Source organism: Neobacillus drentensis, assembly GCF_036965245.1.
In the GTDB taxonomy this organism is placed as follows: domain Bacteria; phylum Bacillota; class Bacilli; order Bacillales; family Cytobacillaceae; genus Neobacillus; species Neobacillus drentensis_G.
On sequence record NZ_JBALPG010000130.1, the window covers coordinates 1 to 11,609 of the forward strand.

The 11,609-nt window shown below is 39.1% G+C and carries 12 protein-coding genes; 8 read left to right on the top strand and 4 right to left on the bottom strand.

What is annotated here, in order from left to right; genetic code table 11:
* The 5 genes from V7150_RS21725 to V7150_RS21745 all read left to right on the top strand — a co-directional run.
* Window positions 1-337, top strand: a 337-nt coding sequence (locus V7150_RS21725; protein WP_335522398.1) for a GNAT family N-acetyltransferase, incomplete at its 5' end; no start/stop codon positions are given.
* 289 nt (window positions 338-626) lie between these two features.
* On the top strand, window positions 627-1,190 hold the full coding sequence (locus V7150_RS21730) for a class I SAM-dependent methyltransferase (RefSeq protein ID WP_335522438.1): 564 nt from the start codon (window positions 627-629) through the stop codon (window positions 1,188-1,190).
* Window positions 1,172-1,972 (top strand): DedA family protein, encoded by an 801-nt coding sequence (locus V7150_RS21735; protein ID WP_420490318.1) that lies wholly within the window; start codon window positions 1,172-1,174, stop codon window positions 1,970-1,972. The genes V7150_RS21730 and V7150_RS21735 overlap by 19 nt, the downstream gene beginning before the upstream one ends.
* Complete coding sequence (locus tag V7150_RS21740) at window positions 1,969-2,667, top strand: response regulator transcription factor (RefSeq protein WP_335522399.1); 699 nt, start codon at window positions 1,969-1,971, stop codon at window positions 2,665-2,667. Before V7150_RS21735 ends, V7150_RS21740 begins: the two co-directional genes overlap by 4 nt.
* A gap of 160 nt (window positions 2,668-2,827) precedes the next feature.
* Window positions 2,828-3,766, top strand: coding sequence for a HAMP domain-containing sensor histidine kinase (locus V7150_RS21745; RefSeq protein WP_335522400.1), 939 nt, complete (start codon window positions 2,828-2,830; stop codon window positions 3,764-3,766).
* 215 nt (window positions 3,767-3,981) lie between these two features.
* Here V7150_RS21745 and treR read toward each other — a convergent pair whose 3' ends face one another.
* From treR to treP, 3 genes are all read right to left on the bottom strand, one after another.
* Complete coding sequence (gene treR / locus V7150_RS21750; protein WP_335522401.1) at window positions 3,982-4,701, bottom strand: trehalose operon repressor; 720 nt, start codon at window positions 4,699-4,701, stop codon at window positions 3,982-3,984.
* 14 nt (window positions 4,702-4,715) lie between these two features.
* A complete protein-coding gene (gene treC, locus V7150_RS21755; protein WP_335522403.1) occupies window positions 4,716-6,383 on the bottom strand; it encodes an alpha,alpha-phosphotrehalase in 1,668 nt (555 codons plus the stop codon).
* Between the two features lie 221 nt (window positions 6,384-6,604).
* Window positions 6,605-8,029 carry a PTS system trehalose-specific EIIBC component gene (gene treP, locus V7150_RS21760; RefSeq protein WP_335522405.1) on the bottom strand — a complete coding sequence of 475 codons (1,425 nt, stop codon included), beginning with the start codon at window positions 8,027-8,029 and terminating at the stop codon, window positions 6,605-6,607.
* A gap of 575 nt (window positions 8,030-8,604) precedes the next feature.
* Here treP and V7150_RS21765 point away from each other — a divergent pair.
* Window positions 8,605-9,015 (top strand): VOC family protein, encoded by a 411-nt coding sequence (locus tag V7150_RS21765; protein WP_335522407.1) that lies wholly within the window; start codon window positions 8,605-8,607, stop codon window positions 9,013-9,015.
* 370 nt (window positions 9,016-9,385) lie between these two features.
* Here V7150_RS21765 and V7150_RS21770 read toward each other — a convergent pair whose 3' ends face one another.
* Window positions 9,386-9,778, bottom strand: coding sequence for a thiol-disulfide oxidoreductase DCC family protein (locus tag V7150_RS21770; RefSeq protein WP_335522409.1), 393 nt, complete (start codon window positions 9,776-9,778; stop codon window positions 9,386-9,388).
* 291 nt (window positions 9,779-10,069) lie between these two features.
* Between V7150_RS21770 and V7150_RS21775 the strand changes: the two genes are divergently transcribed.
* Together V7150_RS21775 and V7150_RS21780 are read left to right on the top strand one after the other, a co-directional pair.
* Window positions 10,070-10,441, top strand: coding sequence for a DUF2500 domain-containing protein (locus V7150_RS21775; protein WP_335522411.1), 372 nt, complete (start codon window positions 10,070-10,072; stop codon window positions 10,439-10,441).
* Between the two features lie 22 nt (window positions 10,442-10,463).
* Window positions 10,464-11,537, top strand: coding sequence for an NAD(P)H-dependent flavin oxidoreductase (locus tag V7150_RS21780; RefSeq protein WP_335522443.1), 1,074 nt, complete (start codon window positions 10,464-10,466; stop codon window positions 11,535-11,537).
* The last annotated feature ends 72 nt before the right edge of the window (window positions 11,538-11,609 follow it).

Sequence of the window (11,609 nt, forward strand, 5' to 3'; positions counted from 1 at the left end):
TGCTATAACAGATAAGGAAAGAGGAGAATTATATGGAGCTATAGCGTTATCTAACAACCAAAAGTTTAATAATGGTGAAATAGCCTATTGGATTGGTGAAGAATTTTGGGGAAAAGGATATGCTACGGAGGCAGCGCAAGCTATATTACAATTTGCATTTGATGAAAAACAATACCATAAATTATTTGCTCGTTACTTTAATTCAAATCCAGCTTCAGGGAGAGTTTTGCAAAAATTAGGCATGAAAAAAGAAGGGATATTAATTGACCATGTGAGGAAAGAAAATCGATATGAAGATCTAATTTATTATGGAATTATTAACTCAATAGGATTTTAGATTAAATAAAGAACGTTCTAATGAATCATAATCTTCCAATATGTATACTTTCGATTAGTTTTTCTTTATCTGCTCTTAATTCGATATCAATGTTAAACACGTCAAATTGGGCGTGTTTTTTTATGTTTGGGCAAGTCTAGGGGGCACGCATCTTCTACAATCTGAAAGACGCCGTAGGTGATTCTATTTGTTCCGCTCAACTTCAGAATTTCTTTAGAATTTTCTTTGTTCGTTCCGAAGAAATATTTCTTAGTATAAGGATACTGAAAATGAGGGAGGGAGACTTATGATGGAAAAAATCCAAGAGAAGCTGTTATTTCTGTACAAATTTTTGCGTGCACCGAAACAAATCGGCAGCATTACGCCAAGCTCGATGTTTCTGGCTAAAAAAATGCTCGAACAAGTGAACTGGAATCAGGTCGACCATATCGCCGAGCTTGGAGCAGGTACGGGTGCCATAACTAAATATATTCATGCGGTAAACTTGGAACAAGCGAATGTGATGTTGTTTGAGAAGGACGCGTCGTTGCGCGATCAATTAATGAGACAGTTCCCGGCTTATTCCTGTTACGCCGATGGGTGCAAGCTCAGGGAAGCGCTGCAGAACGAAAAGATTGAGCATCTGGACTGCATTTTGAGCGGACTACCGTTTTTCAACTTCCCGCAACAGCTTCGCGATCAACTAATGGATCAAATCGTAACCTCGCTGAAGCCAGGCGGATTGTTTATCGCCTTCCAATATTCGCAGCAGATGAAAAAACAGCTGAGCTCTATGTTTGATATTGAGCACATTCATTATGTCCCTTGGAATATACCGCCGGCATTCGTATACGTTTGCCGCAAAAGGCTTTGATGCTGTTTGAAATAAACTTATTGCGTATTCACCATTGGGCTGGCTTCTTGCCATTCCTCAAACAGCACGTTTTGGCGGACGGTGTGGGAGGAATTTTATTGTCGGAAACGCTCTGTTTTATCGGGCAAAAAATATTCAGATTGTGCAGAAAGGAGGTGTTGCACATGAATTATGATACGTTGCTATCGTTGATTCATAATTTCGGTTATGCTGCTCTATTTTTCGCATTGTGGCTCGGTATCGTCGGCATGCCGATTCCGGATGAGGTTGTCGTGATGACAGGAGGTGCTGTAACGGCGAACGGGCTTCTTCACTTGCTCCCCGCCTTTGTCCTAACATATTTGGGTGTTATCTCCGGGTTGTCGCTAGGTTATATACTAGGACGTATATTTGGAACAACGGTGCTTGAGAGGCTGCACAGAAGGAAAAAATTGACCAAATGGCTCAATTTTTCAGAGACATTGGTGTATAAATATGGTAGCTTTGCATTATGTATAAGTTATTTCTTCCCCATAATACGTCATGTCATGCCCTACGTGATTGGCATTAACAAAATAACCTTCAAGCGTTACGCACTGTTCTCCTTCACAACAGGTTTTGTCTGGACGTCCATTTTCTTCACCGTTGGCTATTCGGTCGGTGATCATGCGCAGGAAGTCGGCGATCTCGTCTATCGTTACGGATTAAAGCTGCTATGGATACCGTTCGTCATTGCTGCCGTATTATTCATCATCCGGTATACTTCGAATCAGAAAAAATTGCAAGGGAGTGATAAAGTTTGACCTATAAAGTGCTTGTAGTTGATGACGATCCGGAAATTCGCGATGTGGTTCATATTTTTTTGCGAAATGAAGGGTTTCATGTATACGAGGCCGAGGACGGCTTGCAGGCCTTGCATATATTGAGCCGTGAAACGGTTGATCTGATCATATTGGATGTAATGATGCCCAATCTCGACGGGATTAAAGCGTGTTTCAAAATCCGCGAAACATCGAACATTCCAATTATTATGCTTTCTGCCAAAGGCGAGGATATCGATAAAATAACCGGGCTCACGACGGGAGCCGACGATTATGTCTCTAAGCCGTTTAATCCACTGGAGTTGATCGCTCGGGTGAAGGCTCAGCTTCGCAGACAGAAGTTGGACGGAGGAAGCAATGGCAACTCAGTGTCCGACAGTGGGATCATCGAAATTAACGATTTGATCATCGATAAAAGTCGCCATATTGTGACGGTGCGCCGTAAAGAAGTATCGCTCACTCCGCTTGAATTTTCTATTCTAGAGCTGTTGGCCAGCCACCGTGGGCATGTGTTTAATGTTGATAAAATATACCAGAGCGTGTGGAAAGAGGACAAATTTTTATCCGATAACACCATAATGGTTCATATCCGTAATATTCGTGAAAAAATTGAAGAGAACCCGCGAGAGCCTAGGTATATTAAAACCGTCTGGGGAGTGGGATATAAAGTTGAATAGAAAGCCGTATAGAAAATTCCTTTCCACTCTAAGCGGGAAACAGAATATTCGAATCCGAATTTTCTGGGCAGCTGTAATAAGCTTCATCTGTATGGTGGCTTTATCATGGCTTCTCATTTATTTGTCTTTCGATCTTGGGTATTTTGGAGATTTCATTTTTATGATCGGCTCGTTTTTGTTCTTCTTCTTCCTTTTAACGCGACCCATGGTTCGTTATTTACGGACGCTTGCCGAAGGTCTCTTGACCATAGCGGGTGGGAATCTGGATTATCGGCTGCCGATGTCCAATGAAGACGAGCTGGGAGAAGTCGCCAAGAGCATCAACTTTATGGCTGAGCAGTTGCAGGAAAAAATGAATCGAGAACGCCAAATAGAAAATTCGAAAATGGAACTGATTACGAGTGTTTCTCATGATCTGCGTACGCCTTTGACTAGTATTATCGGTTATTTGAATTTGTTAAAGAACGATAATTACGAGAATCTCGAAGAACATAAGCGCTATATCAACAACGCCTACAACAAATCGCAGCAACTAAAAAAGCTGATTGACGACTTGTTTGAATACACGCGATTAACAAGTGGATCGGCGAATCTTTCTTTTACGAAGATAGATTTTAGCAGTTTGTTGGAGCAGATTATGAACGAATTCGAACCGATTGCGCAGGAAAATTCGCTTACGGTTCGTACGATTCGCGATCAGACGCCGATTTACGGTTATGTCGATCCTGAAAAAATAGTACGTGCGATCGATAACCTACTGATGAATGCGCTCAAGTTTTCGATGAAACCCGGTGAAATCACGGTACGGTTGTCCGCGGTAGAGCAGCATATTTATTTTGCCGTCGAAAATATGAGTAAACCGATATCGGAAGAGCAGGAAAAGCTGCTATTCGAACGGTTTTATAAGGCCGATCCGTCGAGAAACGACTATCACAAATCGCCCGGTGCTGGCATGGGGCTATCGATAGCCAAAAACATCGTCGAGCTGCATGGAGGACGAATCGGGTTAAATCATCAAAACGGGCACTTCATTTTTTTTATCGAAATTCCGAGAATTCAGCCCTTCAGTACAAGGACTTATAATCATAACAGAGGATGAGCTTAGCAAATTCAATAGCATGGGGCAAGACATGAATAAGACTTATTTATGGCAATCAAAAAAGGCTTGGATTACCCCAAGCCTTTTTATGTGCAAAATATATTTTTATTAAAGGTGCAATTTCTGTTGTTAAATCATATGTTTTTAATACTGTGATTTGTTTTTTCCTCCACGTTATCGGAACTATTTAGTAAAAGGTTGCTCCTCATTTGGATTTAAGATCTGTGTGTTCTTCTCGCGAAGTCAACAAAACGAAATTTATCAGGGCGGTGCCGTGATTCTGTGTATTGGAAAAGGGTAGCATCATCCAAGTAAACAAAGTTTTTGATGATGACCACATTGTGAAAGCCTTCAAGATCCAGCAGGGTACGGTCCTCTGTGGTAGGCTCGGCCACGACAATTTCTTTTTTTGCAAAGCTTATAGTTAAGTTTAATTCATTTTCAAGATATTGATATATCGAGTCGGCACAGATCTCTTCAGTTAATGAAGGGACGTACTTGTTAGATAAAAAATCCTTATCTAAAATGATTTTTTCGCCGCCCATTTCTCGCGTACGGACGACTTTCCAGACAAGGTCTTTACTTCCAAGCTGGAGCTGCTGCCGAATAAAGCCATCAGGCTTGATTAACGATAACTCGTTGACGATCGTTTTCGGTTTACTGCCCATTTTACTTGCCAGCTCTTTAAAACTTACTAAGCCTGAAACCGGAAAATCAAATTTGCTGATGTCAATGACAATCGAACCTTTTCCTCTAACTTTTTGAATATAACCATTTTGCGAGAGCAGATTTAACGCTTTTCGAATGGTTTCCCTTGATGTTTCGAATTGGTCCTTTAATTCGTTCTCAGAGGGGAGAAGCGTCTGCGGTGGAATTTCCCCACTTTTTATTTGCTCGACAATACAGTTATAGATGGTTAGGTACTTATTTGTCATAATGAAATCTCCGTTCATTTTTTCAAGTGGTACACAATTGACTCATACGGCCTTAGTAGAATATCCTTTCCTAGCAAAGGAGAATCGTCATAATTAGAGAGTAACATCTTGCACTTATAGTCTTCAAGCTTTAATTGCTTAGGGAGGGAGATTGTCCTTGCTTTGTCATAAAAATTGTTGATCACTAGTAATTTTTCCGATTCGTTTGTTCTTACATATGCAAAAATGTCTTCATCATCATCAAGGAAAAGCTCGAAATCACCATCGATAATTATGTTATATTCTTTTCTTAGTTGATTTAACTTTTGGTAGTGATAAAAAATAGAATCTGGATCCTGTATGGCATTTTCCGAATTTATTTCGTTAAAGTTTGCTGCCGTTTGAATCCAAGGTAATCCTGTCGTGAAGCCCGCGTATTTGTCGGCGTTCCACTGTACTGGAGTTCTTGAATTGTCGCGAGATTTTTGTTTTAGGATTTCAATAATCTCTTGTTCAGTCAATCCTTCACTTTTTTTGATATTAAAAATATTCAAGGATTCGACGTCGCGATAATCATCGATTGAGTTAAAATTCGGGTTGGTCATTCCGAATTCCTCTCCCTGATAAATATAAGGGGTTCCCTGCATCATATGAAGGGCGGTAGCCAGCATTTTCGCCGATTCTTTGTGATACTTCTCGTCATCCCCGAAACGGGAGACAGCTCGGGGCTGGTCATGATTACACCAGAAGAGGGCATTCCAACCGCCGCCTTGATTCATTTCTACTTGCCATTTTGACAAAATCAGTTTCAACGATTGAAAATCAAAATCCGCTTTAGTCCATTTGCTGCCATTTGGATAATCAACCTTCAAGTGATGAAAACTGAACGTCATATTCAATTCTTCTTGCTCAGGGTTGGTATATTTAATGCAATTATCAATGGAAGTAGAAGACATTTCCCCAACCGTCATGATGTTGTATTGAGAAAATACTTTTTCGTTCATTTCATGTAAGAATTCATGGATTCTTGGACCGTCTGTATAAAATTTGCGTCCATCACTATCGTCCAGAGGGAAGTGCTGGTCTTTTGAAATTAAATTTATGACATCCAAACGGAAACCATCGACACCTTTTTTTAGCCAAAAGTGCATCATTTCATATAATGTTTCGCGAACCTTTTCATTTTCCCAGTTTAAATCTGCTTGTGTAATATCAAACAAATGTAGATAATACTGTTCTGTCGTTTCATCGTACTCCCAAGCAGATCCGCCAAATTTGGATTCCCAGTTTGTCGGTGGCTCGCCATTTCTCCCATCCTTCCAAATATAGAAGTCACGATAGGGATTATCCTTTGAGGTTTTAGCTTGTTTAAACCATTCATGCTCTGTAGAAGTATGGTTAATGACGATATCCATCATAATTTTCAAGCCGCGTTTATGGGCTTCAGCTAGAAGTTTGTCAAAGTCTTCCATTGTTCCATAATCTTCGTGAATCGAGTAGTAATCGCTAATATCATAACCGTTATCATGTTGTGGAGATTGATAGATTGGAGTGAGCCAGAGGACATCTACTCCAAGTTCTTTTAAGTAGTCTAGTTTTTCAATAATGCCTTGGATATCACCGGTACCATTTCCTGTCGTGTCATTAAAGCTTTTTGGATAGATTTGATAAACGACTGCTTTTTTCCACCATGCTGTTGACATTTCAAACACCTTCCTAATATATAGAGTTCTCTAATGGGGAAAAGGAGGGAGGTGATCTCCCTCCTTAATAGGAGCTTTGGTTACTATTTTATGTTTAGCAAGAATAAATTTTCGACTTTGAGAATGGTCCTACTTCAGCACCAGTGGCTAGTTACTTCGCCATTTCTCTGCTAAAAGTCAAAGAGCTCCTGTCCATATGCGCTACACAAACGCTTTCGTTTTTATTTTTTAAAAGAAAATTTATTCATTCCCGTTTTAGCAAATATGATTGTCAGAATGAATGGTACGACAATTGCTACTACCATGGCAATCGCAAACATCATCATGTGCTGCGGCTGGATGGAAAGGAATCCTGGAAGACCACCGACACCAATTGAGTTCGCCATGACGTCACTACCCACGGATATAACAGCTGCAACCATTGAACCGATCATCGCTGCAAGGAATGGGAAGCCGTATTTCAAGTTAATCCCGAACATGGCCGGCTCTGTAACCCCAAGGTAACAGGAGATAGCAGCAGGAATGGATACTTGCTTTTCTTCTTGATTTTTACGGTTTATATAAATCATCGCAAGAACTGCTGAACCTTGAGCAATATTGGATAGGGCAATCATTGGCCATAGGTTTGTACCGCCCAGCTCACTCATTAGCTGAAGGTCAATCGCATTAGTCATGTGGTGGAGACCTGTTATAACAAGTGGTGCATAAGCAAATCCGAAGATTGCCGCAAATACCCAGCCAAATGCAGATGTTAAGCTAGAGTAAACCACATGTGAAATCCAAGAACCGATGCTCCAGCCGATAGGGCCTAATACTGTATGAGCGATTAATACTGTTGGAATTAAGGCAAAGAACGGTACAACAATCATTGATATTGAATTTGGAACAATTTTGCGAAGTCTAGTTTCTAAGAAAGCTAGTAATAATCCGGCTAAAATCGCAGGGATTACTTGAGCTTGATAACCGATCATCTTAATTTGGGCAAATCCGAAATCCCATACTGGAATATCTTTTGCACCTGCGACTCCATAAGCGTTCAGCAATTGTGGTGATACAAGTGTGATACCTAAGACGATACCTAGAATTTGTGAACCGCCCATTTTCTTTGTAACCGACCAAGTAATACCGACAGGAAGGAAGTGGAATACCGCTTCGCCAATCAGCCATAGGAACGAGTGAACACCGGCCCAGAATTGGGATACCTCGATAATTGTTTTTGTTCCGCCATCCAGTAACTTGATGTCACCGATTACATTTCTGAAACCGAGGATTAAACCTCCTACTACGAGGGCAGGAATTAGTGGTGTAAAAATGTCTGAAAGATGGGCAATCATCCGTTGAAGCCTATTCATATTCTTTTTCGCTGCCACTTTTGCTTCTTCTTTTGATGTACCATCTACTCCGGCAATTTTGACAAATTCGTTGTAAAAGCTGGAGACTTCATTTCCGATAATGACTTGGAATTGTCCGGATTGGGTAAATGTACCCTTTACAAGTTTAATGGACTCAATTTCTTTAATATCTGCTTTGCTTGGATCATGTAAAACAAATCTCATTCTTGTAACACAATGGGTAACGGCTGCTATGTTTTCTTTACCCCCAATGTGGTGTAAAAGCTCTTTCGAAGGATCTGTGTATTTGGCCATCTTTCTTTCCCCCTGTAAAATGGGATTACTCCCAGTATTTGATTTAATTTTTATATACAAGCGATGTGTACGTTTACATCTAACGATACAACTTGTATATACAAGTTTTGTTTACGGTTTCATTTTAACTTGTATATACATGTATGTCAACAAGGAAATATTTATTTTATTACTCCATGTATAGACTAATTCATAAAGATACATGTATTCATTCGAATTCTCATGTTGGTTGTTTGAGCAGGTAATTTTTCTAGTTTTATATATTACAAGCAATACTTCTCAGGTTTAGGACCATAATTAAAATACCTATGTCTTTTGGATTACTTTTTCCCTTTACAGCTTTAATCTATTGAATGAATATTATGAAAATGATAAAATAAAAATGTTTAAATTCTTCTGAGTTTAGACCTCCTAATGTTGAGAACTTAGCATTGAACAGTAAGTTCTCGTTTGAACCTTTGAATTTATTTCGAAGGTTCTTTTTTTATATATTATTTAATAATGGACTAATTTGGTCTTTATTTAGGGAAGTATTAAATTATCAAGAGGTTATTAAAAATGAGGGAGTGTTTAACATGAAAGGGCAAGCAACACCATATTTAATGTTTAATGGAAATGCAAAAGAAGCTTTAGAGTATTATCGTGAAGTTTTTGGAGGGGAAATATCAAACCTCCAAACTTATGGTGAAGCAGACTATCCAACACCTCCAGAAGCTAATGATCGAATTATCCATGCCCAATTTAAAAAGGATGAATTGTTTATAATGGTCTCGGATGCATTTCCAGATAATGGGGTAGAAGTGGGTAATAATATTTCCTTGGCACTTGAATTTGAAAGTCAAGAGGAAATTCAAAAGGTTTATGATGCGTTACGGGAAAAAGGTACTGTCCATATGGAGCTGCAGGATACCTTTTGGGGAGCGAAATACGCGAAAGTCAAAGATGCTTTCGGTGTGATTTGGGATCTTAACCTTCAAAAAGCTTAATGGAAACATAAGGAAAGGAGGCTGGGATAATTTCAGGCCTCCTTTTTAGCTTTTCTACATGTATATTCCCGCCAAGAAAATCCCCAGAGTTTTTTGAGAGATTTCATCAAATTTTGATATGGGAAGGGGATTGACATATGCCTATTTGAATCATTAATTAGCTGTAAATTGGTGTTAAACAACTGGCTGTAAAGCCATAATGAATCCTTTTTTATTACAAAAATATCCATTTAGTATCTCCTGCTGAATATAATAGTTTCAATAAAAAGTATTGTAAATGGAATAAAATATAAGTTCCATTTACGGTGGCAGCCACCATTAAAAAGGTGTTTGTAGTAGTAATGGTGTTATTCACGATTATGTTTATCGATTATTCTAAGAATTTGTTTTTCCATGCTGGTGATGGGAGCATGCAGCTTTCTTTTTTTCCAAACCATTTATACCGATTTTTTGCAATGATATCGTATAGATAGTCGCGAATGATTCGGGGGATGATGAAGAATACCGGTGCCAGTTTCCAAGCTCCGTTTAATTGTTTACCGACGCATAAAGCCGCATTTGATTTCATATATATTTTTTCATTCTCAATCAAAACAAAGCTGTTAATATCAGTACTTATGCCATGCTTCTTTAATAATTTTTGACCTGCATCACCTTGAAGGGAGGAAAATTTAAACTTTCCCGTTGGGTCCCTTTTTATAATAAATTGCACGCTGCTGTTGCAAAGATTACAAACACCGTCAAATAATATGATCCGTTCCATTGTTTCACCATCTTATTAGAAAACATTTATATATATTTAAGCATAGCATATGTTTTTATTCAGAACCTATCGTAATTTCTTATCGAAAATAACTTTTCAAATATTCTTGCTTAAAAGAAATTCAGTGCTTATATTAGACGAGTGTACTGGGAAATTTTCCTACAAAATTGTATTCTTTAGTGGTGGTGAAGAGGCTATATTAATAATAATTTATAAATCTTGAAACGAGATTCTATTATAATACGTATTAATAAACTAAAGAAAAGATCAAGATAAAAGGGGGCTAAAGGGATGGATTTTAATGAGGGGTTCGATATGTTTAGTATCATGCAATTCATTTTCCCAATATTTTTTATTCTAATTGCTGGAATTATTTTATTTACCATTTTTAAAGGAATTAGCGAGTGGAGTAACAATAATAAGCAGCCACGCTTAAATGTAAATGCTATTGTGGTGTCGAAAAGAACGGAAGTAAGTGGCGGTGGGAATGACCATCATTCAAGTACATGGTATTATGTAACTTTTCAGGTAGAAAGTGGTAACAGAATGGAATTTGGGGTCAATGGACGTCAATATGGACAGCTGGCAGAAGGCGATGTCGGCGAGCTAATATTCCAAGGAACAAGGTACCACGACTTTACCAGAAAACAAACAGGTGCATAAAATATAGAAGGCGGTGGAAAGTATGTGGGAAAATGATTTAACAAGGGTATTAAACATAAATTATCCAATCATCCAGGCACCGATGGCTGGAGGACCAACAACTTCAGAATTAGTTGCAGCCGTTTCGAATGCGGGAGGGCTTGGAATGATTGGGGCAGGATATATGAGTCCAGACCAATTACGCAATCAAATATATGAATTACGCAAGTTATCCGATAAGCCATTCGGGGTTAATTTATTTGTCCCAACCAGCTATACGGCCGATGCAAGGAAGCTACATACAGCTAATGCTTTATTACAACCGATACGGGAAGAATTACAGATTGAAGAAGAACCAACTCTTCCTACCTTTGAACAGGACATAAAAACTTTCCAGGAACAATTAAACATAATAATGGAAGAAAAAATTCCAATCTGTTCCTTCACCTTTGGTATTCCTTCACCTCAATTCGTAACGAAGCTAAAGGAATTATCAATCGTCTTAATTGGAACCGCTACCACGGTAAAGGAAGCTGTATTGATTGAAAACGCTGGAATGGATGCAGTTGTTGTCCAAGGAGCAGAAGCGGGCGGTCATCGAGGTACATTCCACGGTAAGGATAGTGAAAGCTTAATTGGGTTGATGTCACTCATTCCCCAGGTTGCTGATGTGATTAACCTTCCACTAATTGCAGCAGGAGGTATTATGGACGGAAGGGGAATAATGGCCGCAAAATGCCTCGGGGCTATTGGAGTACAGATGGGAACTGCTTTCCTCGTATGTAAAGAAAGTGGGGCAAATAATCTCCACAAAGAGACGATCATTAAAGCAACGGAGGAACAGGTTGTATTGACAAAGGCATTTTCAGGAAAAATGGCCCGGGGTCTACATAACAGCTTTATAGAATTAATGAAAAACTATGAAGAAGTCCTGCCAGATTATCCACTGCAAAACGAACTGACGAAAGCAATTAGAAAGACATCTGCAGCAAAGGGAACAACTGGGCATATGTCACTATGGTCAGGCCAGAGCCCAAGATTAGCAAAAAAATTAACCGTTCGCGATCTAATGAATAAAATAATTTTCGAGGCAGAAAGGCTGCATCCAAAACTATAAGCAAAACCAAAAAATGACCCCTATTGTCCACCCAGGGCGGACAAAAAATGCGAACTGTCCACGAATGGTGCC

Coding starts and splice junctions, on each gene's coding strand:
- treC (WP_335522403.1), bottom strand. CDS start 6,383: ATGTCAACAGCATGGTGGAAAAAAGCAGTCGTTTATCAAATCTATCCA.
- V7150_RS21730 (WP_335522438.1), top strand. CDS start 627: ATGGAAAAAATCCAAGAGAAGCTGTTATTTCTGTACAAATTTTTGCGT.
- treR (WP_335522401.1), bottom strand. CDS start 4,701: ATGACAAATAAGTACCTAACCATCTATAACTGTATTGTCGAGCAAATA.
- V7150_RS21770 (WP_335522409.1), bottom strand. CDS start 9,778: ATGGAACGGATCATATTATTTGACGGTGTTTGTAATCTTTGCAACAGC.
- V7150_RS21775 (WP_335522411.1), top strand. CDS start 10,070: ATGGATTTTAATGAGGGGTTCGATATGTTTAGTATCATGCAATTCATT.
- V7150_RS21745 (WP_335522400.1), top strand. CDS start 2,828: ATGATCGGCTCGTTTTTGTTCTTCTTCTTCCTTTTAACGCGACCCATG.
- V7150_RS21765 (WP_335522407.1), top strand. CDS start 8,605: ATGAAAGGGCAAGCAACACCATATTTAATGTTTAATGGAAATGCAAAA.
- V7150_RS21780 (WP_335522443.1), top strand. CDS start 10,464: ATGTGGGAAAATGATTTAACAAGGGTATTAAACATAAATTATCCAATC.
- treP (WP_335522405.1), bottom strand. CDS start 8,029: ATGGCCAAATACACAGATCCTTCGAAAGAGCTTTTACACCACATTGGG.